The organism is Phycicoccus sp. Root101 (assembly GCF_001426245.1).
Classification (GTDB): domain Bacteria; phylum Actinomycetota; class Actinomycetes; order Actinomycetales; family Dermatophilaceae; genus Pedococcus.
In genome coordinates, this window is sequence record NZ_LMCM01000010.1 from 195068 (window position 1) to 217556 (window position 22489).

26 protein-coding genes and 1 pseudogene are annotated in these 22489 nt (G+C 71.8%); 24 read left to right on the forward strand and 3 right to left on the reverse strand.

All coding sequences use genetic code 11. The features are described from left to right. Window positions 1–29: 29 nt before the first annotated feature. Both ASC58_RS21735 and ASC58_RS21740 read left to right on the forward strand, forming a co-directional pair. Window positions 30–215 (forward strand): annotated as a pseudogene (locus ASC58_RS21735) (xylose isomerase); the annotation flags it as partial. Window positions 216–261: 46 nt separating this feature from the next. Continuing rightward, window positions 262–414, forward strand: a complete 153-nt coding sequence (locus ASC58_RS21740; protein ID WP_235529341.1) for a hypothetical protein — start codon at window positions 262–264, stop codon at window positions 412–414. A gap of 444 nt (window positions 415–858) precedes the next feature. On the opposite strand, the gene csrA is transcribed toward ASC58_RS21740, so the two are convergent. From csrA to flgN, 3 genes are read right to left on the reverse strand one after another with little or no spacing between them, the layout of a single operon-like run. Continuing rightward, a complete protein-coding gene (csrA, locus tag ASC58_RS21840; protein WP_082553433.1) occupies window positions 859–1158 on the reverse strand; it encodes a carbon storage regulator CsrA in 300 nt (99 codons plus the stop codon). A gap of 56 nt (window positions 1159–1214) precedes the next feature. Then, window positions 1215–1634 carry a flagellar assembly protein FliW gene (fliW, locus tag ASC58_RS17840; protein WP_162246875.1) on the reverse strand — a complete coding sequence of 140 codons (420 nt, stop codon included), beginning with the start codon at window positions 1632–1634 and terminating at the stop codon, window positions 1215–1217. 16 nt (window positions 1635–1650) lie between these two features. Then, window positions 1651–2163, reverse strand: coding sequence for a flagellar export chaperone FlgN (gene flgN / locus ASC58_RS17845; RefSeq protein WP_056915859.1), 513 nt, complete (start codon window positions 2161–2163; stop codon window positions 1651–1653). Between the two features lie 254 nt (window positions 2164–2417). On the opposite strand from flgN, the gene ASC58_RS17850 reads away from it, so the two are divergent. The 22 genes from ASC58_RS17850 to ASC58_RS17955 all read left to right on the forward strand — a co-directional run bounded on the left by ASC58_RS17850 (window position 2418) and on the right by ASC58_RS17955 (window position 22489). Continuing rightward, entirely contained in the window at window positions 2418–3317 is a 900-nt protein-coding gene (locus ASC58_RS17850) for a sigma-70 family RNA polymerase sigma factor (RefSeq protein WP_082553472.1), read from the forward strand. 153 nt (window positions 3318–3470) lie between these two features. Then, complete coding sequence (locus ASC58_RS17855; protein WP_056915858.1) at window positions 3471–4526, forward strand: flagellin; 1056 nt, start codon at window positions 3471–3473, stop codon at window positions 4524–4526. An 82-nt stretch (window positions 4527–4608) separates the two neighbouring features. Further along, window positions 4609–6486 carry a flagellar filament capping protein FliD gene (gene fliD / locus ASC58_RS17860; protein WP_056920239.1) on the forward strand — a complete coding sequence of 626 codons (1878 nt, stop codon included), beginning with the start codon at window positions 4609–4611 and terminating at the stop codon, window positions 6484–6486. 10 nt (window positions 6487–6496) lie between these two features. Next, window positions 6497–6880: a flagellar export chaperone FliS gene (gene fliS / locus ASC58_RS17865; RefSeq protein WP_200947867.1), complete on the forward strand. Its 384-nt coding sequence runs from the start codon at window positions 6497–6499 to the stop codon at window positions 6878–6880. Next, window positions 6877–7215, forward strand: coding sequence for a hypothetical protein (locus tag ASC58_RS17870; protein WP_056915856.1), 339 nt, complete (start codon window positions 6877–6879; stop codon window positions 7213–7215). The genes fliS and ASC58_RS17870 overlap by 4 nt, the downstream gene beginning before the upstream one ends. Beyond that, on the forward strand, window positions 7215–8582 hold the full coding sequence (gene flgK, locus ASC58_RS17875) for a flagellar hook-associated protein FlgK (protein ID WP_056920240.1): 1368 nt from the start codon (window positions 7215–7217) through the stop codon (window positions 8580–8582). Before ASC58_RS17870 ends, flgK begins: the two co-directional genes overlap by 1 nt. 76 nt (window positions 8583–8658) lie before the next feature. Then, window positions 8659–9567 carry a flagellar hook-associated protein FlgL gene (gene flgL / locus ASC58_RS17880; protein WP_056920241.1) on the forward strand — a complete coding sequence of 303 codons (909 nt, stop codon included), beginning with the start codon at window positions 8659–8661 and terminating at the stop codon, window positions 9565–9567. Between the two features lie 346 nt (window positions 9568–9913). Then, a complete protein-coding gene (locus tag ASC58_RS17885) occupies window positions 9914–10270 on the forward strand; it encodes a flagellar basal body protein (RefSeq protein WP_056915853.1) in 357 nt (118 codons plus the stop codon). Further along, window positions 10270–10668 carry a flagellar basal body rod protein FlgC gene (gene flgC, locus ASC58_RS17890; protein WP_056915852.1) on the forward strand — a complete coding sequence of 133 codons (399 nt, stop codon included), beginning with the start codon at window positions 10270–10272 and terminating at the stop codon, window positions 10666–10668. Before ASC58_RS17885 ends, flgC begins: the two co-directional genes overlap by 1 nt. A gap of 2 nt (window positions 10669–10670) precedes the next feature. Continuing rightward, complete coding sequence (fliE, locus tag ASC58_RS17895; protein WP_056915851.1) at window positions 10671–10967, forward strand: flagellar hook-basal body complex protein FliE; 297 nt, start codon at window positions 10671–10673, stop codon at window positions 10965–10967. After that, window positions 10964–12556: a flagellar basal-body MS-ring/collar protein FliF gene (gene fliF / locus ASC58_RS17900; RefSeq protein WP_056920242.1), complete on the forward strand. Its 1593-nt coding sequence runs from the start codon at window positions 10964–10966 to the stop codon at window positions 12554–12556. Before fliE ends, fliF begins: the two co-directional genes overlap by 4 nt. Further along, window positions 12556–13575 carry a flagellar motor switch protein FliG gene (gene fliG / locus ASC58_RS17905; protein ID WP_056920243.1) on the forward strand — a complete coding sequence of 340 codons (1020 nt, stop codon included), beginning with the start codon at window positions 12556–12558 and terminating at the stop codon, window positions 13573–13575. Before fliF ends, fliG begins: the two co-directional genes overlap by 1 nt. Then, entirely contained in the window at window positions 13559–14224 is a 666-nt protein-coding gene (locus ASC58_RS17910) for a FliH/SctL family protein (protein ID WP_056920244.1), read from the forward strand. Before fliG ends, ASC58_RS17910 begins: the two co-directional genes overlap by 17 nt. After that, window positions 14221–15519, forward strand: a complete 1299-nt coding sequence (locus ASC58_RS17915; protein ID WP_056920245.1) for a FliI/YscN family ATPase — start codon at window positions 14221–14223, stop codon at window positions 15517–15519. The genes ASC58_RS17910 and ASC58_RS17915 overlap by 4 nt, the downstream gene beginning before the upstream one ends. Continuing rightward, entirely contained in the window at window positions 15516–15944 is a 429-nt protein-coding gene (locus ASC58_RS17920) for a hypothetical protein (protein ID WP_056920246.1), read from the forward strand. The genes ASC58_RS17915 and ASC58_RS17920 overlap by 4 nt, the downstream gene beginning before the upstream one ends. After that, window positions 15941–16960, forward strand: a complete 1020-nt coding sequence (locus tag ASC58_RS17925; protein ID WP_056920247.1) for a transglycosylase SLT domain-containing protein — start codon at window positions 15941–15943, stop codon at window positions 16958–16960. The genes ASC58_RS17920 and ASC58_RS17925 overlap by 4 nt, the downstream gene beginning before the upstream one ends. Continuing rightward, window positions 16957–18537, forward strand: coding sequence for a flagellar hook-length control protein FliK (locus tag ASC58_RS17930; protein ID WP_056920248.1), 1581 nt, complete (start codon window positions 16957–16959; stop codon window positions 18535–18537). Before ASC58_RS17925 ends, ASC58_RS17930 begins: the two co-directional genes overlap by 4 nt. A gap of 8 nt (window positions 18538–18545) precedes the next feature. Continuing rightward, window positions 18546–19037, forward strand: coding sequence for a flagellar hook assembly protein FlgD (locus tag ASC58_RS17935; RefSeq protein ID WP_056915843.1), 492 nt, complete (start codon window positions 18546–18548; stop codon window positions 19035–19037). Between the two features lie 3 nt (window positions 19038–19040). Continuing rightward, entirely contained in the window at window positions 19041–20285 is a 1245-nt protein-coding gene (locus ASC58_RS17940; protein WP_056920249.1) for a flagellar hook protein FlgE, read from the forward strand. Between the two features lie 269 nt (window positions 20286–20554). Next, a complete protein-coding gene (locus tag ASC58_RS17945) occupies window positions 20555–20806 on the forward strand; it encodes a flagellar FlbD family protein (RefSeq protein WP_056915841.1) in 252 nt (83 codons plus the stop codon). 1 nt (window position 20807) lies between these two features. Further along, entirely contained in the window at window positions 20808–21584 is a 777-nt protein-coding gene (locus ASC58_RS17950) for a motility protein A (RefSeq protein ID WP_056915840.1), read from the forward strand. Next, window positions 21581–22489, forward strand: coding sequence for an OmpA family protein (locus ASC58_RS17955; protein ID WP_056920250.1), 909 nt, complete (start codon window positions 21581–21583; stop codon window positions 22487–22489). Before ASC58_RS17950 ends, ASC58_RS17955 begins: the two co-directional genes overlap by 4 nt.

Genomic DNA, 22489 nt, shown 5'->3' on the forward strand with positions numbered 1-22489 from the left:
TTGTGCGCGCAGGGCTTTCACGATCGCCGGGCCAGTTCACCAACAATGACCGGGACGTGCGGCGGTTCGCGATCCGCAAGGTCGCCGACAACATCGACCTCGCGGTCGAGCTGGGTGCGCAGACCTTCGTGGCGTGGGGCGGTCGCGAGGGCGCCGAGTCAGGGGCCGCCAAGGACGTGCGCGCCGCGCTGGACCGCTTCAAGGAGGCCTTCGACGTTCCGTGCCGACCCCGAGGTGCAGGCGGCCCTGCAGGCAGCCCGGGTGGACGAGCTGTCCACCCCCACCCTCGCCGCGGGGGAACGCGTCGCGTCCCTGCGGGACGACAGCTTCGACCCCGAGGAGGCCGGGCGCAGGGGCATGGCGTTCGAGCACCTCGACCAGCTGGCCCTGGAGCACCTCTACGGCGTGCGCTGAGGTCGGTACCCGCCTGCTCGTCCCAGCGCGCGGGGGGCGAGCAGGGGAGGGGGAGCGCGGACACTACGTCACTGATCACGATCTGTGAGCAGTGACGTAGTGTCCGGCGAGCCCGGCGCCCTACTGGCCCCCAGCGCCTAAGAGGTCGGGCGAGCGGGGAGGTATGGCGCGGGGGCGAGCAGGCGGCTCACCTGTCCGTCGTGGTGGCCGGCCACGACCGGCCGACGACCAGCTGGCTGGCAGCGCGCCAGGTGACCCGCTCGGCCGCCGCATGCGCAGGTCGAGCTGATCGTCGGCTGGTAGGTGCCGCGGGCAGGGAGGTTGCGCGCGGGGGCGAGCAGGCGGCATACCTGTCCGTGGTGGTGGCCGGTGCAAGCGGAGCGCGGACGTTTGGCGCGCCCGCGCCATACGCGGGTGGTGCGCCGGGGTCAGGCGGTCAGGCGGTCAGGCCGTCGGGCGGTCCGTGCCGTCAGGCTCGTCGGGCTCGGGAGCCGCCGCCTCCGCGGCCGGCGCGGACTGCCCACGGATCGCGGCCGCGAGGTCGGCAGCGGCTGACGGCGACGCGGACGCGGCCTCGAGGTTGGCCTTCTGCACCTCGAGGTAGACCTCCTGGCGGTGCACCTGGACGTGCGACGGGGCGTCGATGCCGATGCGGACCTTGTCGCCGCTGACCTCGAGCACCGTGATGACGATGTCGTGACCGATGCGGAAGCTTTCCTGCGGGCGGCGACTGAGCACGAGCACGTCCCGGCTCCTTCCTCGGCCTTCTCAGGCCATGGTCGACGGCTGTGTGCGGCGGGTCAGTGACCCGCGGCGGCCGCCACGAGAGGAGCCCGCAGCGGGAAGTCCTGCCCGCTGAGGACGACCTGCTCGGCCGCGCCGGTGCGTGTGTTGACCACGACCGGAGCGAACAGGTTGCCGTACGCCGCACTGATGTCAGAGCCCACAGTAACGATCACGAGGACCAGGGCATCATCTGCATCGCTGAGGTCCAACCGCTGGGCGGTCACGTCGTCCAGGACCGGGTGGTAGTCCGGGAAGAAGAAGCCGGCCACGGCCGCCACGAACGTCGGACCCGCTCTGTCGACCGGCGCGAGCTCGAAGACCCCGCCGTCGCCACCGATGACGCTGTAGGACTCGGTGTCCGGGAACCCGACCAGGCCCTCGTGGAGCCGGATGGTGGCGAGCTCCGTGGCGTGGGGGCGGGGTGCGGTGGTCATCGTGGTCATCATGCCCTCAGGAGCTCTGGTCGAACAGGCGGCGGGTGGGGTCGTGCTCGGGGGTGCCCGCCGCGCTGTACGTCGACGAGGTGTGCGGTCCGGAGAACTGGGCGAGGACGTCCTCGACGGCCCGGGCGCCGTTGGCGAGCAGGTCGCGGTTGGCCAGCGCAGCCTGGGTGAGGTCGCTGGTGGCCTCGAGCAGGGCGTGGCGGTGCTCGGCGATCACGTGGTCCCAGGGGGCCGGCGCTGCTGCGGCGATCTCTCCCAAGGAGGCGTCGTCCGAGAGCATGAGGGCCTGGGCGGCGGGCGCGGTCTCGATGGCGCGCATGAGCTCGGCGGTGCGGATCTGCTGGAGCAGCTGGTCCACCTCACGGGTGGAGCGGGCGATCCAGGTGGCCCGGCCGGTCTCGACGAGGGCACGCTGCACCTCGACGCGGTAGGCGAGCAGCTCGAGGAGGTCCCGGACCCGCCACAGGGACTCCGAGAGCTCGGCGCAGGCCATCGCGGCCTTGTCGTTGTCGACCTTCATCACGGCCTCCCCATCGGCCGGGTCGACGTCGATGTGAGTGTTTCGTCGAACTTTCGGTCCTGCGGACGCTCGCGCCGGAGGCCCGCGAAGGTGTCGGGACGCTCCTCGACATGGTCGGTATTCCGCCACACGGAACTACTTGACCAACGGCATACCTTCCGCGTCGTCCCTTCGGCTGACCTTGCTCAGCCGAAGAGGCTGTGGGCCCCACTGGTGTCTGGAAGCACTCGTGTCGCACCACCATCCTCTACAACGTGACTGTTACTGGATGTCGAGAGCGGGGTTCGGCGAGCGTTGACGCCGAGAGGCTGTGCCGAGAGCACCTGGCCGTCGTTCACTACGAGGTGCGTTCGTTGAGCGTGCGACTGCCGTCGCACGTCACGCTCGACGACCTCACGTCCGCCGGCATGGCAGCCCTTGCTGCTGCGGCGCAGTCCTTCGACCCCGAGCGCGGGGTGCCGTTCGGCCGGTACGCAGCCCGCCGCATCAAGGGCGCCCTCCTGGACGAGCTCCGCTCGCTCGACTGGGCGTCCCGCAGCCTGCGCGCCAAGGCCCGTGAGCGGGAGGCCGCCCGCGACGCCCTCTCCAGCTCCCTGCGCCGCGAGCCCGACGACCGCGAGCTGGCCACCCACATGGGGGTCAGCGTCGACGAGGTCCGCGAGCTCGGCCGTGACCTGCACCAGTCCGTGGTCCTGCGCCTCGACGCCCTCGTCGACGCCGGAGCCGACTCGATGCTTCCGCGCCACAGCCAGACACCCGAGGCCGTCGTCGTCGAGCGTGAGCGCGAGAGCTACCTCGACGCCGCCGTCGAGTCCCTCCCCGAGCGCCTGCGCGTCGTCATCCGCGCCACGTTCTTCGAGGACCGTCCGCTCAAGGAGGTCGCCGACGAGCTCGGGGTGACCGAGTCGCGGATCTCGCAGATCCGGACCGAGGCGCTCAAGATGCTCAAGGACGGCATGAACGCCCACCTCGACCCCGACCAGCTCCCGGCGATGGACGAGGGCCTCGTGGCTCGCCGTCGCGCCGCGTACTACGCCGAGATCGCGGGCCGGGCCAGCCACCGCCAGCGCCAGACCATGCAGGCGGCCGCCCACCAGGGTGGACGCCAGGGCGGACGCCTCGGAGCAGTGGACCAGTTCGCCGCCGGTCAGTAACCCCCACAGGACCTGCCGGGAAAACTTCTCGGCAAATTCCTCAAGTGCGTCAGTCGCCGGCCGATGAGGCTGGTGTCGGTCCACTGAGGAAGCGACAAACGGGCTCGTCACGGATGACGGCCCGCGACCCCATTCAAGGAAGAGGAAACCATCATGGGTCTTCAGATCAACACCAACGTTTCGGCGATGAACGCGTACCGGAACCTCAGCTCCACCCAGAACGCGATGTCCACCAGCCTCGAGCGCCTGTCCTCGGGCCTGCGCATCAACAAGGCCGCGGACGACGCTGCCGGCCTGGCGATCAGCGAGAAGCTGCGCGCCCAGACCAACGGCCTCAACCAGGCCACCGCGAACGCCCAGGACGGCATCAGCCTCATCCAGACCGCTGAAGGTGCCCTCAACGAGACGCACTCCATCCTGCAGCGCATGCGTCAGCTCGCTGTCCAGAGTGCCAACGACACGAACAGCACCGAGGACCGCGCGGCCATCCAGAAGGAGGTCACCCAGCTCACCGGTGAGCTCGACCGCATCTCCGGGTCGACCCAGTTCAACGGCAAGAACCTGCTGGACGGCACCTTCAACGGCAAGTTCCAGGTCGGCGCCAACTCGGGCCAGAACCTGACCGTGTCGATCACCAAGACGGACACCACCACCCTCGGCCTCGGCAACACCACCAAGGCCTCGTCCGCCACGGGCGCCGTCGGCACCCTGACCAGCGGCACCCCGGTGCAGGGCTCGTTCACGGTCGACACCGGCAAGGTCAAGGACTCCGCCGGCACGGTCATCGGTGCCTACGACGACACGACCAAGGCAGTCACGTTCAACGCGGACAACGGCGGCGCCGTGGTCACGTTCGACAAGACGGTCCTCTCCGGTGGCACCTCGGGCTCGTTCTCCATCAGCAAGGGTGTCGACGTGTCGACGCAGTCGGGTGCCGACTCGGCCCTGTCCGCGATCGACAGCGCCCTGGGCCTCGTGTCCGGCCAGCGTGCCGACCTCGGTGCCGTGCAGAACCGCCTGCAGCACACGATCAACAGCCTCAGCGTCGCCGCCGAGAACGCGTCCGCCGCCGAGTCCCGCATCCGCGACACCGACATGGCCAAGGAGATGACGTCCTTCACCCGGTCGCAGATCCTGCAGCAGGCCGGCGTCTCGATGCTCGCCCAGGCGAACTCCGCTCCGCAGTCGGTCCTCAAGCTGCTCGGCTGAGTCCGTGACGTGGCCCGGGACCGGGGGAGACCTCGGTTCCGGGCCCGCACAGCATCCCTGGCGATAGGAAGGAGGCGACACCGTGGCCTCGATCGACGGACTCGTCTCCGGACTGAACACCACCCAGATCATCAGCCAGCTGATGAGCGTGGAGCGCGCCTCGGGCAGCTACCTGACCAAGGGCAAGACCGAGAGCCAGACCATGGCGACGGTCCTCCAGGCGCTCAACGCCACCCTCACCGGCCTGCAGACCGCAGCCAAGGCGATGATCCCCGACTCCATCACCAAGGCGTCGGCCTGGACCCTGGCCACCGCGGCCTCCTCGTCCCCTGCCCTGGCCACCGCGGCGGTCGGGCCGAACGCCCAGACCGGGACCGCCACGTTCACGGTCCGCAGCGTCGCCACCGCCGGTGCCTCGATCTCCTCGGGTTCGGTCGGTTCGCTGTCCAGCGCCGTGACCAACGGCCCGGTGCTGCTCGGCAAGGGCACCGCGGCACTCGGTATGGCGTCGATCGCCTCCGGGGCGCAGCTCGCCAAGGGCGCTCACACCCTGGCCGTCACCCAGTCCTCCGCCGGCGCCGCCCTCACGGGCTCGCCGCTCGCGGACACCGTCACGATCGACGCCGGGTCCAGCACCCTCTCGGTCGAGGTGGACGGAACCCCCACGTCCATCACCCTGGCGCAGGGCACCTACACGCGTGACCAGCTCGCGGCCGAGATCGGCCGTGCCTCTGGCGGGACCCTGACCGCCAGTGCTGGCCCCGACGGTGCCCTGCGCCTGGCCACCGGGCACGAGGGGTCGGCCGCCTCCCTGCGGCTCGCCTCGGCCAACGCGGCCCTCGGCCTCGCCGACACGAGCACGGTGGCGACGGGCACCGACGCCGTCGTCTCCCTCGACGGGGTGGCGACCACGGTCGCCAGCCTCACCCGTGGCAGCCAGGTCACCCTGGGCGGCGCGAACGGCGACAGCATGGTCTTCACCCTCTCGGGTGGGCTCCGTGCCGGCACCGCCAGCGCCACCGTCGTGGAGGTCGGCAACGGGGCGTCCCTCACCCAGGTGGTCTCCTCGATCAACGGCGCCGGCGCGGGCGTCCGCGCCACCGCCGTCCAGGTCTCCGCCAACGCCTACCGGCTGCAGCTGACCTCGCTCACGACGGGTTCCAGCTCCGACGTCTCGCTGGGGGAGGGAGCCTTCCCCCCGGGGCTCTCCGGCCTCGGCGGCTCGGTGGAGCTGACGGCCGGCTCCGACACCCTGCTGCGCGTGGGTACCGGTCCGGGCGCGTTCGACGTGACCTCGTCGACCACGACGGTGTCGGGCCTGCTGCCCGGCGTGACGATCACGGCGGCGAAGGCCGACCCCACCACGTCGGTGACGCTCACGGTGACCTCGGACACCGCGGGCATCGCCAACAAGATGGACGCGCTGGTCTCCGCGGCCAACTCCGCCCTGGGGTACATCGCCGACAAGTCGTCCTACGACGCGGACACCAAGACCGGCGGCCCCCTCCTCGGCAGCTCGCTCGTGCGGGACCTGGCGCAGCGGATCGCGAACTCCGCGATCGGCACGTCCTCGGACCTGCCGTCCATGGCGGGCGTCGAGGTGGGGCGCGACGGCAAGATCGCCTTCGACAAGGACGCCTTCCTCGCGGCATACACCAAGGACCCCGCCGCGGTGGAGAAGACGATGACCGCCCTGGCCACCCGGCTTTCCGACACGGCCAAGGCCGCGGCGGACCCGATCAGCGGGTACGTCACCGGCCAGATCAACCTCGAGCAGGACAAGGTCAAGGACTACACGGACCAGATCGCCAGCTTCGAGAGCCGCATGACCCTGCGGCAGCAGACGTTGCAGCGCCAGTACGCCGCCCTCGAGACCATGCTCGGCAGCCTCAAGGCGCAGAGCGAGTGGCTCACCGGGCAGCTGGCATCGCTGCCCACCCCGAACAGTGGAAAGAACTAGGAGCCCTACCGTGACCACCTCCGCGATGCTGCGGCGCCGCTACCACGGCGACGCAGTCACCACCGCCTCTCCGAACCGCCTCGTCGTCATGCTCTACGACCGGCTGCTCAAGGACCTCAACACCGCCTTCACGGCCGTCGCCGCCGGCGACATCGAGGTGGCCCACCGGAACCTGCTGCACGCGCAGGACATCGTCGCCGAGCTGTCCGGCTCCCTCGACCTGGACCTGTGGCCCGAGGGCACGCAGCTCAAGGCGCTCTACGACTACCTGACCGACCGGCTGGTGCGTGCCAACGTCACCAAGGACGCGACCTTCGTCACCGAGTGCCTCGAGGTCGTCGAGCCGCTGCGCGACGCGTTCGCCGAGGCCGCGCTCGCCCCGGACCCGGCATGAGCGCCGACTCCTGGGCCGTGCGCTGGGTCGTCGCCCTGGCCCAGCTCGAGGCTGCGGTGGACGAGGGCGAGCGCCTCGTGGAGGAAGGCCGCCTCGAGGAGTTCCGGGCCCTCCCGGTGCCCGTCGTGGCCGCCGGCCTGCCCGCCGAGCTCGTCGACCGTGCCCGCACCCTGCAGGACCGCATGTCCGCCCTGACCGACCGGGTCGTGGACGCGATGGCCGCCACCCGTCGTGAGCTGGAGCTCGCGGCCACCGAGCGGGCCGACCGCCCCGAGCGGGCCGACCGTCCGGTCCGGCGCCAGTGGCAGCCGGCCTACGTGGACGCGAGGGCCTGATGTCCGGCTTCAGCAGTCTCGGCATCGGCGCCCGGGCGCTCCAAGCGGCCCAGCGCGGCCTCGAGGTCTCCGGCCAGAACATCAGCAACGTCAACACGGCCGGCTACTCCCGCCAGCGACTGGACCAGGTCGCGGCGGGAGGTTCGCCCGTTCCCGCGATGTACTCGCGCTCCACCGCCTTCGGCGACGGCGTGATGGTCCGGGGCACGGAGCGCATCCGTGACGAGTTCCTCGAGGCCCGGGCGCAGCAGGTGCGCGGCAGTGCGTCGTCGCTCACCTCCAGCGCGGCGACCCTGAAGTCCGTCGAGGGGATCTTCGGCGAGCCGAGCGACACCGGCCTGCAGGCCCAGATGGCCAGCTTCTGGAGCTCGTGGCACGACCTGGCCAACGACCCGACGAGCACGGCCCCGCGCACCCAGGTGCTCGAGGAGGCCAAGCAGCTCGCGGCGACCCTCGGGCGCACCAGCCAGCAGCTGGGCCAGCAGTGGTCCGGCACGCGCGAGGCCCTGACCGTCACCATCTCCGAGGTCAACCGCACGGCGAGCGACGTGGCCCGCCTCAACGACGCCATCCGCAGCGCGAAGGTGTCCGGCGCCTCCACGAGCGAGCTCTCCGACCAGCGCGACCAGCTCGTCCTCCAGCTGGGGGAGAGCATCGGCGCGGTCGGCCGGCTCAACGACGACGGCACCGTCAGCGTGACCGTGGGAGGGAGCCAGCTCGTCAGCGGCTCACGCGCGACCGAGCTGCGGGTCGACGGTCCCACCCTGCCGGGCCAGTCCGGTCAGGTCCAGGTCTCGTGGGCCGCCAGCGGCACACCGGCGACGGTCACCGGCGGCGACGTCCAGGCCCTGACGACGGCGCTCACCACGACCATCCCCGGCTACGTCTCGGCGCTCGACTCGATCGCCGCCAAGCTGGCGACCACCGTCAACGCCCAGCAGGCGGCGGGGTACGACCGCAACGGGGCCCCCGGGGCGCCGATCTTCAGCGGCACCACCGCGGCCACGCTCACCGTCTCCATGACGGCGACCAACGGCATCGCGGCCTCGAAGGCGGCCCCACCGGCCTACGACGGCGACAACGCGTCCGCCATGGCCGGCCACCTCAACGACCCCACCGGTCCGGACGCCACCTACCGCGGCCTCATCGTCGAGCTCGGCGTGCAGTCGGCGAGCGCGTCCCGGCAGGCCGACGTCCAGGGCGTCATGCTGCGCCAGGTCGACGCGGCGCGCCTGGGCGTCTCCAGCGTCAGCCTCGACGAGGAGATGACCAACCTCATGTCGTACCAGCACGCCTACGAGGCGGCTGCCCGCTTCGTCAGCGTGATCGACCAGGCCATGGATTCCCTCATGAACATGGCTCGCTGACCGATAGGTCTATCGACAGCACGGCCCACCCGACCACCCACCCGACCACGAGCCACGAGAGCACCGGAGACCCGACATGACCCGCGTCACGCCTGCCACCTTGAACAGTGGCGTGATGGCCGGGCTGCAGAGCAGCCTGAGCCGGTTGCAGCAGACCCAGGAGCAGCTCTCCTCGGGTCGTCGGCTGAGCCGCCCGTCGGACTCGCCGGTCGACACCGTGGCGGCCATGCAGCTGCGGGCGGAGCGCAAGCAGTCCGACCAGCTGGCCCGCAACATCGACGACGGCATGGCCTGGCTCAACACCTCCGACCAGGCGCTCAGCCAGACCAACACGGTCCTCACCCGGATCCGCTCGCTCGTGCTCGCGGGCAGCAACAGCACGAACGGCCCCGACGAGAGGCGCGCCATGGCAACAGAGGTCGACCAGCTGCGGGAGGCCGTCCTCGGGATGGCCAACACGCAGTACCTCGGGCGTCCCGTCTTCGCCGGCACCCAGGACACCGCCACCGCCTTCGACCCCGCGACCGGGGCCTACTCGGGCAACACCGCCACGGTGAAGCGCACCGTGTCCCCCGACTCCGGGTCGGGCACCCTGGCCGTCAGCGTCACCGGCGACCAGGCCTTCACGACCTTGCTCCACGACCCCTCGGCGGCCGGTGGCGCCGGTGTCCTCGAGCGCATCAGCAACGCCCTGCGCAGCGGCGACCCCACCGCGATGGACGCCGCGCTCGACGACCTCGACACCGCCTCGGAGGCGCTGCGCTCGACGCAGACCACCGTGGGTGCCCGGACCAACCGCCTGCTCACCGTCCAGGCCAACGGCGAGGTCCGCTCCGACGCGGTCGCCGCGAAGCTCGCCAGCGTCGAGGGCATCGACCTGGCCAAGACGATCACCGACCTCACCCTCCAGCAGACCGCCTACCAGGCGGCCCTCGGTGCGGCGGCCAAGGTCGTTCAGCCCTCCCTGATGGACTTCCTGCGCTGACCCGTATGGTGCCCGCGCGCCCCTGACCGGGCCCGGCGCCATACCGCTGCGGCCGGGTGCCGGCCGGTGCGTTCTCCGACCCGCTGGACGCCGACCTGCCGAGGACGCACTAGCGGGAACGCCGCGGCACTGCGGCTGTTTGCCCCCTTCTCCTCCGGCCGTCGTGCCCGAGATGGGCCGAACGGTTGATCTTCGTCCCTGACGGCGTTTCGCGCTCAGGTCGACGGGGGCGGTGCCGATGTGGGGACTGGCCATGGATGGCCATCGCCGCCAAGGACGTGTGGCAACACCACGACGTGTCCTTGTCACGCGCCCCCACGCGCGGCGAACGCCCTCCAGGAGAGCCATGATCGACCCGATTGGCGACACCACGATGCGCGCCCTCGGGCAGGCGCTGAACGGCCTGTCCCTGCGTCAGCGCACCATCGCCGACAACATCGCGAACGTCGACACCCCCCGCTTCCTGGCCGGCAAGGTCGACTTCGAGAGCAGCCTGATCTCCGCGCTCAGCAACGGCTCCGACCCCGCATCTGCCGCTCCGACCTCGGCGCGTTCGCTCGAGCCCACCCGTGAGAACGGCAACAACGTCAACCTCGACGAGGAGACCCTCGCCGGTGCCGAGACCGGGCTGACCTACCAGCTGGGCGTCCAGGCCATGACCGACCACTTCCAGCGCATGCGCATCGCGATGGGGAGCGCCTGATGGGCCTGTTCGGTGCGATGAACATCGCCGGGTCGGGCCTCGTCCTGCACCGCAAGTGGATGGACGCGGTGTCGGACAACATCGCCAACATCAACACCGTCCGCCCGACCAGCGGCAACGCCTTCCAGGCGCGCTACGTCGTGGCCCAGGCCGACGGGTACGGCAAGCCCGAGGGCGTCCAGGTCGCCGGTGTCGAGTTCGGCAGCGCGGAGGGCCGCATGGTCTACCAGCCCGGCCACCCGCTCGCCGACGCCGACGGCTACGTCAAGCTCCCCGACATCGACATGTCCGACCAGATGACCCAGCTGATCATGGCCCAGCGCGGCTACCAGGCGAACCTCGCCGTGGTCGAGCGTGCGCAGGCCGCCTACCAGCAGGCCATCGGGCTGGGCCGCTGACCATGGTCATCCCTCCCATCTCCTCGATCGGCGCCCTGCCGCCGGTCACCGCCACCGCTCCCACCGCGGCGGCGAACCCGGCCGGCTTCAGCAACGCCCTCGAACAGGGCCTCGAGAAGCTCCAGTCCCTGCACCAGACGAGCGACAAGATGGCCGTCCAGGCGGTCACCGGTCAGCTCCAGGACGTGCACCAGTACACGATCGCCGCCAATGAGGCCGCCGTCGCCACCCAGCTGACCGTCGCCGTGCGCAACAAGGCCGTCGAGGCGTTCACCGAGATCATGAGGATGCCGATGTGAACGGCTTCGACCCGAAGGCCCTCCTGGGCCGGTTCAACAGGTTGTTCGGCGGCTTCACGCCGGGGCAGCGCGTCGTCACGGCCGTGGCGGCGCTCGCCGTCGTCGTCGGTGGCGTCATGTTCGTCTCGTGGGTGTCCAAGCCCAGCTACGCACCGGTGTTCACCGGCCTCAGCTCGGCCGACGCCGCCGCGATCACCGCCAAGCTCACGGACTCGGGCGAGCCGTACCAGCTCGCCGACGGCGGCCAGACCGTCATGGTCCCGCAGGCCGACGTCTACCAGACCCGCATCACCCTGTCGGGCGAGGGGCTGCCGGCCGGCGACTCGAACTCGCAGGGCTACTCGCTGCTGGACAAGCAGAGCATGACGAGCAGCGACTTCCAGCAGAAGGTCACCTACCAGCGCGCCCTCGAGGGCGAGCTCTCCAAGACCATCGAGTCGATCGAGGGCGTGCAGGCCGCGGTCGTGCACCTCGCCGTCCCGCAGGACGACGTGTTCACCACCGACGCCGCCAAGCCCACCGGTTCGGTGCTGGTCAAGACCGCGCCCGGCACCAACCTCTCGTCGACGATGGTCGACTCGATCGTCCACCTGGTCGCAGGATCCGTGGCCAAGCTCGACCCCGCCCAGGTGACCGTCGCCGACGCCAGCGGCAAGGTGCTCAACGCCGCCGGTGAGAACGGTGGCGGGTCGGCCGGCGCCGACGCCCGCCAGTCCCAGCAGATCGCCGTGTCCGACGCCACTGCCGCCGCGGTGCAGTCGATGCTCGACAAGGTCGTCGGCCCCGGCAAGGCCGTCGTCCGGGTCGACGCCCAGCTCAACTTCGACCAGCAGACGATCGACCGCCAGGAGTACGTCCCGACCAAGCCGAACACCACGCTCACGCAGACCAAGAGCAAGGAGACCTACAACGGCGCCGGTGGCGCCCCGGTCGGTGGGGTCCTCGGCCCCGACAACGTCGGCACCGGGACCACGGGCTCCGGCAAGAACAACTACGTCAAGGAGGACTCGACCCAGACGAACGCGGTCGGCACCCTCAAGGAGCAGACGACCACGGCGCCCGGCAAGATCCAGCGGCTGAGCGTCGCGGTCCTGCTCGACGCCAAGTCGGCGGGCTCGGTCGACCAGACGCAGCTGAGCTCGCTGGTCTCGGCCGCGGCCGGCCTCGACCCCAAGCGCGGCGACGTCGTCCAGGTCAGCCAGATGGCCTTCGACACCACGGCCGCGGCCACGGCCAAGAAGGAGCTCGACGCGGCGGCCGCCGACAAGAAGCGCGCCGACATGATCAGCCTGGGCAAGACCGTCGGGCTCGGCGTCCTCATCCTGCTCGCCCTCGTCATCGGCCTCCTGCGCTCGCGTCGCCGTGGCGGGCCGGCCGCCCCGCAGGAGATCGAGGTGTACCGGGTCCCGACCGGACCGGCGCCCGTCGACGCCCTGCTGGAGCAGGCGGAGTCGCGCTCGGCAGCACCGCACCGCGAGAGCGCCGGCGAGCTGCGTGCGCAGTCCCGCGAGACCATCGGCACCCTGGCGCGCGAGCGCCCCGACGACGTGGCCCGCCTCCTGCGCGGCTGGATCGCGGACGGCAGCTGATGACCGTGATGACGACGGAGCTCACCGGGCTCCGCAAGGCGGCCGTGCTCCTGGTGCAGCTCGGCAGCGAGGACTCCGCGCACGTCCTGCGTTCGCTGCGCCCCAGCGAGGTCGAGGCCCTCACGGCCGAGATCGCCCGGCTCGACGGCGCCGACCTGCACACGCAGGACGTCGTGCTCGGCGAGTTCACCTCGATGGTCCGCGCCCAGGAGTACTACGTCCAGGGTGGCATCGAGCTGGCCGAGGAGATGCTCGTCAAGACCCTCGGCCCCGAGCGCGCCAAGGACGTCCTGTCCCGCCTCAACACCTCCCTCTCGCAGACGCCGTTCGCGTTCCTGCGCCGCGTCGACGCCCGCCTGCTGCTGACGTACCTGCAGGACGAGCACCCGCAGACCATCTCGCTCGTGCTCGCCCACATGGCCACCGACCAGGCCGCCATCCTGCTCAGCGGTCTCCCGGAGGAGATGCAGGCCGACGTCGCGCACCGCCTCGCCGTCATGGACCGCACCGCACCCGAGATCGTGCGGCAGGTCGAGAGCCACCTCGAGCACCGCCTGGCCAACCTCGTGCAGAGCTCGGACTACACGTCGGTCGGGGGCCTCGGCCCGCTCGTCGGCATCATCAACAGCTCCGAGCGCTCGACCGAGCGGCTCATCCTCGAGGGCCTCGAGCAGCGCGACCCCGAGCTCGCCGAAGAGGTCCGGGCACAGATGTTCATGTTCGAGGACATCGTCAACCTCGACGACCGGGCGGTCCAGGCCGTGCTGCGCCAGGTCGACACCAAGCAGCTGGCCCTGGCCCTGAAGGGTGTCTCGACCGAGGTGCGGGACAAGATCACGCGCAACATGTCCGAGCGTGCGGGCGCCGGCCTCGTCGAGGAGATCGAGGTCATGGGCCCGGTCCGGCTCAAGCAGGTCGAGGAGGCGCAGGCCGTCATCATCCGCCTGATCCGCTCCCTCGAGGAGTCCGGCGACATCATCGTCTCGCGCGGGGGTGGCGGCGATGACCTCGTCCTCTGACCTGCGTCCCGCGACGGTGCTGCTGCGCAGCTCCGCCACGGCCGGGGTGCGTCCCGCCCTGTTCTCGACCCGCCAGCTCAGCCACGCCTCGGGTGTCGTGGGAGCCGGCTCCGTGTCGTCCCAGCAGTTCGAGGAGGGGCACGACGCCGGGTACCAGGAGGGCCTGCTCGCGGCAGCCCGCGAGCAGGAGCTCTGGGTCGAGCAGGCCGCGGCCCGCGAGCAGGCCGCCCGGGCCGAGCGCGACCGCCGGTTCGCCGCCGAGCTCGACGCCCTGCGGGCCGCCGTCGCCGATGCGACCGCGTCCGCGACCGTGGCTGACGTGTATGCGGTCGCCGTGCCGATGGCGGTCGAGATCGCCGAGGCCCTGGTGGGCCACCACCTGCGCGTCGACGACTGCGCCGCCCGCGACGCGGTCGAGCGCGCCCTCGTCGGCATCCCGCGGGGCTCCGACGTGACGGTGCACGTCCACCCCGACGACACCGAGCTGACCCCCGACTCCCTCGCGGACCTCGTGCCCGGCTGCGCCGTGCACGTCGTCCCGGACGCCTCCGTCGAGCGCGGTGGCTGCCTCGTCGACATCGGCGACCGCACCATCGACGCCCAGCTGGGCACGGCACTCGCCCGGGTCCGGGAGGTGCTGTCCTCGTGAGCCCCGTGCTCGACGACCTGCTGCGTGCCGCCCGGCCCCGCGTGACCGGGCGGGTCACCCGTGCCCTCGGTGTGGGCATCGAGGTCTCCGGTCTCGACGTCGCCGTGGGTGAGGCGGTCGAGGTCCTGGGCGACCAGGGCCCGATCCTCGCCGAGGTCGTCGCGCTCGACGGCGACGCCGCGCGCTGCCTGCCCGTCTCCGACCTGCGCGGTGTCCGCCGCGGCGCCGCCGTCGCCTCCACCGGTGGCCCCCTCCGGGTCCCGGTCGGGGCCGGCCTCATCGGCCGCGTGGTCGACGCCCTCGGCCGGCCCATCGACGGCGGCCCGGCCCTGTCCGACGTGACGTGGGAGACCTCGGACGGCACGCCCCCGCCGGCGATGACCCGCGACCGGATCGACACCCAGCTCGGCCTCGGCATCCGTGCCATCGACACCCTCGTGCCGTGCGGTCGTGGCCAGCGCATGGGCATCTTCGCCGGGTCGGGCGTCGGCAAGTCCAGCCTGCTCTCGATGATGGTCCGCGGCACCGAGGCCCCGGTCTGCGTGCTCGCCCTGGTCGGTGAGCGCGGTCGCGAGGTGCGCGAGTTCGTCGAGCACGACCTCGGCCCCGAGGGCCTCGCGCGGGCGGTCGTCGTCGTGGCGACGTCCGACGAGCCTGCGCTGGTGCGCCTGCACGCCGCCTTCACCGCCACCCGCATCGCCGAGTGGTTCCGCGACCAGGGCCAGGACGTCCTGCTCTGCATGGACAGCGTCACCCGCGTGGCCATGGCGCAGCGCGAGGTGGGCCTCGCCGCGGGTGAGCCACCGGCCACGCGCGGCTACCCGCCGTCGGTGTTCGGCCTGCTGCCGCGCCTGCTCGAGCGTGCCGGCACCTCCCACTCCGGCAGCATCACCGGCCTCTACACGGTGCTCGTCGAGGGCGACGACATGAACGACCCCATCGCCGACTCCGTCCGCTCGATCCTGGACGGCCACATCGTCCTCGACCGCCGGCTGGCGACCTCGGGCCACTTCCCCTGCATCGACGTCCTCGAGTCGGTCTCGCGGACCACCCGTGCCCTCACCGACGGGCCGCAGCGGGCGGCTGCGTCGTCCCTGCGCCAGCTGTTGGCGGCCCGTCGCGACGCCAAGGACCTGGTCGAGATCGGCGCCTACGTCGCCGGGAGCAACCCGCTGGTCGACCGTGCCCTGCAGTTCTCCGCCCCCATCGACCTGTTCCTGCGCCAGGACCTCGACGACGTCGCCGACCTCGGTGAGAGCTGGTCGGCCCTGCACCAGCTGGCAGGTGCGATGTGACCGCCCGTCGTGACCGCCTCGCCGTCGTGCTGAAGGTGCGCAAGATCCAGGAGGAGCGCCGTCAGGCCGATCTCTCCCGGGCTCTCGCCGACGCTGCCGTGGCCCAAGGCCACGCGGACGCTGCCCTCGAGCGCTACACCGACGTCACGCAGGCCCCCCAGGTGCTCGGTGCCGCGGCGTTCGTCGCTGCCCGCGCCCTGGCCAGTGGCCGCGCCGAGCAGGTCGCCGTCACCACGAGCCGGCACGAGCTGGCCGTCGGCGAGAGCGACCGTGCGCGGGCGCTGCTCACCGAGGCGATGACCCGCACCTCGGGTCTCGAGCGCCTCGTCGAGCGTGAGGACTTCATCGCCCTCCGCGGGCTGCTGGCCGCAGACCAGCGGGCTGCCGAGGAGAGCGCCGGCGCGCTGAAGCGAGGCCTCTCATGAGCATCGACACCGTCGGCCCCGCGGGCGCGCTCGCGCGGATCGCTGCCATCCAGAGCCGGTTCACCGTCGCGGCCCCGACCGCGACCACGAGCACCTCGGCGACGTCCGCCACCGCCACGACCGCCACCTCCGGGTCGACCGCGACGTCCTTCGACGACGTGCTAGGTAGCGCCCTCGACCAGGTCAAGGCCCTTCAGGCGCAGTCGATCTCGAATCCCTCGAGCACCGGTGGCGACCTCGGTGCCCGGGCGGTGGACGCCGCGAAGAAGTACCTCGGCGTCCCCTACGTGTGGGGCGGCACCGACCCGGCGAAGGGCCTCGACTGCTCCGGCCTGGTGCAGCGGGCGTACGCCGACGTGGGCGTGACCCTGCCCCGTGTCGCCGCCGACCAGGCGCGGATGGGGACGGCCGTGCCGGACCTCGCCGACGCGCGGCCCGGGGACCTCGTCGCCTTCGGCAGCCCCGTCGACCACATCGGCATCTACGTCGGCGACGGCAAGATGGTCGTGGCCCCGCGGGCCGGCCAGGACGTCAAGATCCAGGACGTCTACCGCACCCCCACGGCCATCCGGCGCATCGCGGCGCCGGCCGACCCGTCCTCCGCCGCCGTGGGTGGCACGGGTGGCCCGGCCGGTGTGCCGGCCCAGCTCAAGAGCCTGTTCGCCAGCGCCGCCCAGCGGTATGACGTCCCGGTCGCCCTGCTCACGTCGGTCGCCAAGGCCGAGAGCGGCTTCAACCCGAACGCCGTCAGCCCCGCCGGTGCGGTGGGCCTCATGCAGCTGATGCCCGCCACCGCCCGGGGCCTCGGGGTCGACCCGCGCAACCCGGCGCAGGCCATCGACGGTGCGGCGCGCCTGCTCGCCAGGCACCTCGACACCTTCGGGTCCACCTCGCTGGCGGTCGCCGCCTACAACGCCGGCCCCGGTGCCGTGCAGCGGTACGGCGGTGTGCCGCCCTACCGGGAGACCCAGCAGTACGTGCAACGCGTGATCGGCTACATGGGAGGTGCCGCGTGACCCGCGTCGAGATGTTCCCCGTCGCCCCGGCGACCCCCGCCACCGCACCGGTCGGCGGCCGCAACGCCGACGACGGTGCGGGCTTCGAGGTGGCCATCCGCTCCCAGCTCGACTCCGGTCGCGGTGTCCACGCCCGCGACCGGGTCGACCCAGCGGACCCCCGTGGCCGTTCCACCGTGAGCGAGCGCAGCCAGCGCCCCACTCCTGACTCGGTGTTCGAGCGCCCGGACCGTCCGATCCAGTCGGACCGCACGGACCGCACCGACCACCCGCACCACCCGATCCGTCCCGGCCACCCCGCGCGGTTCGAGCGGCCGACCCGGGACGAGTCCCCGGCCGGGCCCGTCCACGGCAAGGACCCCTCCGCGAGCTCGTCGAAGGGCGCAGGGGACTTCGTCGCCTGCGCGTCGCAGCCGTCCTCCGACGCAGACCACGCCCCCGAGCCCGGCACGACGACGGCCGTCGGTACCCCGACGACCGGGGGCGAGGCGACGGTCGTCGCGGCGGGTGCGACCTCGTCCGCCACGTCCACCCCGAGCGCCTCGACGCCGGGTGCCCCCGACGGCACGTCCGCCGTCGCCGCGGCGACCCAGGCCGAGGCGACCGCTGCCACCGACGCCCTCCCCACCGGTGCCGGTGACGTGGCGGCAGGGACCCCGGCTGCGGGCACGACCGACGCCGACCAGGTCGCGGCTCGACCCGAGGGCGGCCAGCCCGGTGGAGCACAGCCCGGTGGAGCCCAGTCCGGTGGCACCCAGTCCGGGACCGGGCAGGGCGGCGCCGGTCAGCAGGGTTCCGGCCAGTCCGAGGGCCCCGTCCCGACCCTCGTGCACGGCCGCCCGGCATCCCTCGGTGGCGTCGCCTCGTCACGCGCCGACGCCGGCACGGACACCTCGGTGACGGGGGGGGCGCCGAAAGGCCAGGTCACGCCCGTCGACGCTGCCACCGTGCCGGTCACGGCGGGCGTCGCCCCGGCCCTCGCCGCGGCGACGGTCACCTCGGGACTCACCTCCACGGCCGCAGCCGCTGCCGCTGCGGCGGCGTCGGCGTCGGCGACCGCACCGGCCGCACCCGCCACGGGCACCACCGCTGCGTCCCCCGCAGCGACGGCCCCGGCAGCCAACCCCGTGGTGCCGCTGCCCCCGCAGGCGCAGGTGCTCAGCGCGGTGTCGCCCCTGCTGACCGGTCCGGACGGGACGCACCGCGTCACCGTGCACCTCGAGCCCGAGAACCTCGGCAAGGTCCGGGTCCAGCTCTCGCTCAGTGGGGGAGAGGTGGCCCTGCACCTCATCGCCGCCGACGCCGCCACCCGGGAGACGCTGCGACAGGGGCTGCCGGAGCTGCGGGCGCAGCTCGAGCAGTCCGGCCTGCGGACGGCGGAGATGGACGTCCAGTCCGGACCCTCCGACCTGTTCGGCCAGGCCGGGGCGGGTGCCGGCACCAGCGGTGGCCACGCGCCGCGGACCGGGCACGGCGCCATACCGCGCCACCGCACGACCACCGCCGACACCCCCCTGCCGAGCCCGAGCCCCACCCGCTCCCTGTCCCACGACGTCGCCCTCGACGTCAGAATGTGAGCCCGTCCATGACGACCCCGATCGGTTCGAACCCCGCGGCCACGGCCGCGGCGTTCAACGCCCAGGCTGCCGCCAACGCGGCCGCGGCGACCCAGGGAACCTCGAAGACGTCGACCGGCAACGAGATGACCGGCGACGCGTTCCTCAAGCTGCTCGTCGCCCAGCTGAAGTACCAGGACCCGAGCAAGCCCGTGGACAGCGCCGCCTTCATGGCGCAGACCGCGCAGATGCAGATGGTCGAGACCCTCCACGAGCTCGTGGCCCAGAACGCCGCCGTCATCGCCGGCCAGAACAGCCTCAACGCCCTGACCCTCGTGGGCCAGCGCGTCACCTACTCCGTGGGCAGTGCCACTGCCACCGGCACCGTCGACTCGGTCAAGCTCACCGCTGCCGGGCCGAAGCTCATCGTCAACCACACCGAGGTGCCGCTCAGCACCGTCACCGAGGTCGGCACCGCCACCTCGTCCACGTCTTCCGCCCCCACCACCGCAAAGGACTGACCCATGCTTCGCTCCCTCTTCTCCGCCGTCTCCGGTCTGCGCAGCCACCAGACGATGATGGACGTCATCGGCAACAACATCGCCAACGTCAACACCACGGGCTACAAGTCCGGCCAGACGGTCTTCGAGGACACCCTGAGCCAGGCCGTGCGCAACGCCGGTGGCGCCTCCCAGGGTGGCGGCGGCACGAACGCGGCCCAGGTCGGCCTCGGTGTGCGGGTCGCCGGCATCGCCACGAACTTCAGCCAGGGCAGCACCCAGGTGACCGGCCGCCAGGGCGACATGGCCATCCAGGGCGACGGCTTCTTCGTCGTCCAGAAGGACGGCCAGGCGATGTACACCCGCGCCGGGTCGTTCTCGTTCGACTCGCTGGGCAACCTGACCACGCCGGAGGGCGCCACCGTCCAGGGCTGGCCCGCCGCCAACGGCGTCATCAACACCAACGCCTCGACGAGCGGTCTCAAGCTGCCGTTCGGCCAGGTCCTCGCGCCGACGGCCACGGGCACCATCGACATCGGTGGCAACCTGCCGTCCGACGCGGCCAACGGCGCCAGCGTCACCCACAGCATCGACATCTTCGACGCCCAGGGCCGGACCATCCCCGCCTCGACGACGTACACCAAGACCGGCACGAACGCCTGGACCGCGACGACGACCGTCCCCGGCGCCAACGGCGGCCCGGTCACCGTCGGCACGACGAACCTCACGTGGAACCAGACCACCCAGAAGTTCAACACCGACACCATGACCCTCGGCCGCGCCGCCATGGCGACCGCGGGCTACACCTTCCCCGGCGACGTCACGATGAGCATCGGTGGCGACGCGACGCCGCTGACGCAGTTCGCCGGCTCCAGCTCGGCCACCGCCCGCACCCAGGACGGCTCGACCATGGGCCAGCTGCAGAGCTTCACGATGGACACCAGCGGCATCCTCGTGGGCGTCTTCTCCAACGGCCTCACCGAGAAGCTCGGCCAGGTCGCGATCGCGAACTTCGCCAACCCCGGTGGCCTCGAGAAGGCCGGGGACTCGATGTACCGCGGCAGCGCCAACTCCGGCCAGGCCCAGGTCGGCGTCGCCGGCACCGGCGGTCGCGGCCAGCTCAACAGCGGCGTCCTCGAGATGAGCAACGTCGACCTGGCCCAGGAGTTCACCAACCTCGTGGTCGCGCAGCGCGGCTTCCAGGCGAACTCCCGCGTCATCTCCGCCTCCGACGAGATCCTCCAGGACCTGGTCAACCTCAAGCGCTGAGCCTGGCGCTGGACCACCCACCGCGGGCGGTGGGGTGCGGGAGAGCCGCGCCCCACCGCCCGTCGTCGTGCCCGGGGTCGGGAGGGTCGTCGTGCCCACCGCCGGGCCAGTGGCCGGCCCGGCGCCATACCCCGCCGGTCCGTTCCGCCGCCTGCGTCCCTTTCCGGACGTGGGCACCCAAAGCCCCTCAGGTATGGCGCGGGGCTGCCGATAAGGGGGGTGCGCGCCACGGATGGTCGCGCTTGTTTGGACCCAAGGACGGACGCACCATGATCGCTGTCACGCGCCGAAACGGCACATGTTTCGCACTCAACCCTGACCTCATCGAGCGGGTCGAGGCCACCCCCGACACCGTCATCACCCTCGTGGGTGGGACGCGCTACGTGGTGACCGAGTCGGTCGAGCAGGTCGTGGCCGAGGTGCGCGACTTCCGGGCCGCGGTCATCTCCGCCGCCGACTTCGTCCAGCACTCACCGTCGCAGCGCGCAGGCCTGCACGCCGTCCGGGACTCGGACATCTGAGATGGAGATCGCAACCCTTCTCGGCATCGTCGTCGTCTTCGGGGCGGTCGTCGCCTCCCTCATCATGGAGGGCGCCTCGCCGACCTCCATCCTCCTGCTCCCGCCGATCATCCTCGTCTTCGTGGGCAGCATCGGTGCCGCCATGGCCGGTGGGTTCATCACCGACATGGGGCTGATCTTCAAGCAGCTCACCCTGGCGTTCACCGCCAAGGAGCCCAAGAGCGACGAGGTCGTCGCCGAGCTCGTCTCCATGGCGGACACCGCCCGCCGCGAGGGCCTGCTGGCCCTGGAGGAGCGGGCCCGCAGCATCGAGGACCCCTTCCTCAAGGACGGGATCGAGATGACGGTGGACGGCACCGACGGTGACGAGATCTACGACGTCCTTCACACCCAGATCGCCACCCGCCGCAAGCGCGACAAGCTCGGCATCAAGTTCTTCGCCGACATGGGCGGCTACGCGCCGACCATCGGCATCATTGGCACCGTCATCGGCCTGATCCACGTCCTGGGCAACCTGGGCGCACCGGAGAAGCTCGGCGAGCTCATCGCCAGCGCCTTCGTCGCCACCCTCTGGGGCGTCATGAGCGCCAACGTCATGTGGCTGCCGATCTCGAGCAAGCTCAAGCGCGTCAGCGAGGCGGAGATCGCCCACATGGAGCTGCTGCTCGAGGGCGTCCTCGCGATCCAGTCGGGCACCAGCCCGCGGGTCGTCGAGAAGCGGCTCCGCGCAGCCCTGGCCGACGGAGGCGGTGGCGACGTCGCTGCCGAGGCCGCATGAGCGCCCGGGCCGGTGGCGGTCGCCGCCGGGCCGAGGAGCACGAGGAGCCCGAGCACGAGAACGCCGAGCGGTGGCTCCTCAGCTACGCCGACATGATCACCCTGCTCATGGCGCTGTTCATCGTGCTGTTCGCCATCAGCCAGGTCGACCAGGCCAAGCTCATCGCCCTGTCGAACGGGCTCGAGCAGTACTTCGGTGAGCCGGCGGCGGTGTCCGCGTCGACAGGCATCCTCAACGGTGGTGTCCAGGGCCAGCCCGACAGCAAGGCAATCGGTCCGACGCCCCCGGAGAGCATCGTCCCGGTCCTCGTGAAGCCCAGCACGTCGGGCGAGGCCTCCGACGCGGGCAAGGGTGCGGGCAAGGGCGCCGGCACCGGTACCGGCAAGTCCCAGAAGGACGACCTCACCGCCATCCGGGACCGCATCGCGAAGTCGCTGGCGGCCAAGGGCCTGTCCGGGTCGGTGCAGTTCCAGGTGCGCGACCACGGGCTCGTCGTCAACGTCGTCACCGACCGCGTGCTGTTCGACGCCGGCGAGGCGACCCTGCGGCCCGAGGGGCGCAAGGTGCTCGACGCCATCGCCCCGATCCTCAAGACCCTGCCCAACGAGCTCACCGTCGAGGGGCACACCGACAACGTGCCGATCACGGGCCAGTTCCCCTCCAACTGGGAGCTGTCGACGGAGCGGGCGACCACGGTGCTGCGGTACGTCCTCAGCCGCGGGGTCGCCGGCTCGAAGATCTCGGCCTCCGGGTACGCCGACCAGCGCCCGCTGTCCTCCAACGCCACGGCCGCCGGCCGGGCCCGCAACCGCCGGGTCGCGATCGTCGTGCACGCCCTGCCCGAGTCCACGGTGCAGACCACCTCCAAGTCCGCCTCGTCCATCCCGTCCATCCCAGGAGACTGA

Coding starts and splice junctions, on each gene's coding strand:
- fliW (WP_162246875.1), bottom strand. CDS start 1,634: ATGACCACCGCACCCCGCCCCCACGCCACGGAGCTCGCCACCATCCGG.
- flgN (WP_056915859.1), bottom strand. CDS start 2,163: ATGAAGGTCGACAACGACAAGGCCGCGATGGCCTGCGCCGAGCTCTCG.
- ASC58_RS17855 (WP_056915858.1), top strand. CDS start 3,471: ATGGGTCTTCAGATCAACACCAACGTTTCGGCGATGAACGCGTACCGG.
- ASC58_RS17870 (WP_056915856.1), top strand. CDS start 6,877: ATGAGCGCCGACTCCTGGGCCGTGCGCTGGGTCGTCGCCCTGGCCCAG.
- flgK (WP_056920240.1), top strand. CDS start 7,215: ATGTCCGGCTTCAGCAGTCTCGGCATCGGCGCCCGGGCGCTCCAAGCG.
- flgL (WP_056920241.1), top strand. CDS start 8,659: ATGACCCGCGTCACGCCTGCCACCTTGAACAGTGGCGTGATGGCCGGG.
- ASC58_RS17885 (WP_056915853.1), top strand. CDS start 9,914: ATGATCGACCCGATTGGCGACACCACGATGCGCGCCCTCGGGCAGGCG.
- flgC (WP_056915852.1), top strand. CDS start 10,270: ATGGGCCTGTTCGGTGCGATGAACATCGCCGGGTCGGGCCTCGTCCTG.
- fliE (WP_056915851.1), top strand. CDS start 10,671: ATGGTCATCCCTCCCATCTCCTCGATCGGCGCCCTGCCGCCGGTCACC.
- fliG (WP_056920243.1), top strand. CDS start 12,556: ATGACCGTGATGACGACGGAGCTCACCGGGCTCCGCAAGGCGGCCGTG.
- ASC58_RS17910 (WP_056920244.1), top strand. CDS start 13,559: ATGACCTCGTCCTCTGACCTGCGTCCCGCGACGGTGCTGCTGCGCAGC.
- ASC58_RS17925 (WP_056920247.1), top strand. CDS start 15,941: ATGAGCATCGACACCGTCGGCCCCGCGGGCGCGCTCGCGCGGATCGCT.
- ASC58_RS17935 (WP_056915843.1), top strand. CDS start 18,546: ATGACGACCCCGATCGGTTCGAACCCCGCGGCCACGGCCGCGGCGTTC.
- ASC58_RS17940 (WP_056920249.1), top strand. CDS start 19,041: ATGCTTCGCTCCCTCTTCTCCGCCGTCTCCGGTCTGCGCAGCCACCAG.
- ASC58_RS17945 (WP_056915841.1), top strand. CDS start 20,555: ATGATCGCTGTCACGCGCCGAAACGGCACATGTTTCGCACTCAACCCT.
- ASC58_RS17950 (WP_056915840.1), top strand. CDS start 20,808: ATGGAGATCGCAACCCTTCTCGGCATCGTCGTCGTCTTCGGGGCGGTC.
- ASC58_RS17955 (WP_056920250.1), top strand. CDS start 21,581: ATGAGCGCCCGGGCCGGTGGCGGTCGCCGCCGGGCCGAGGAGCACGAG.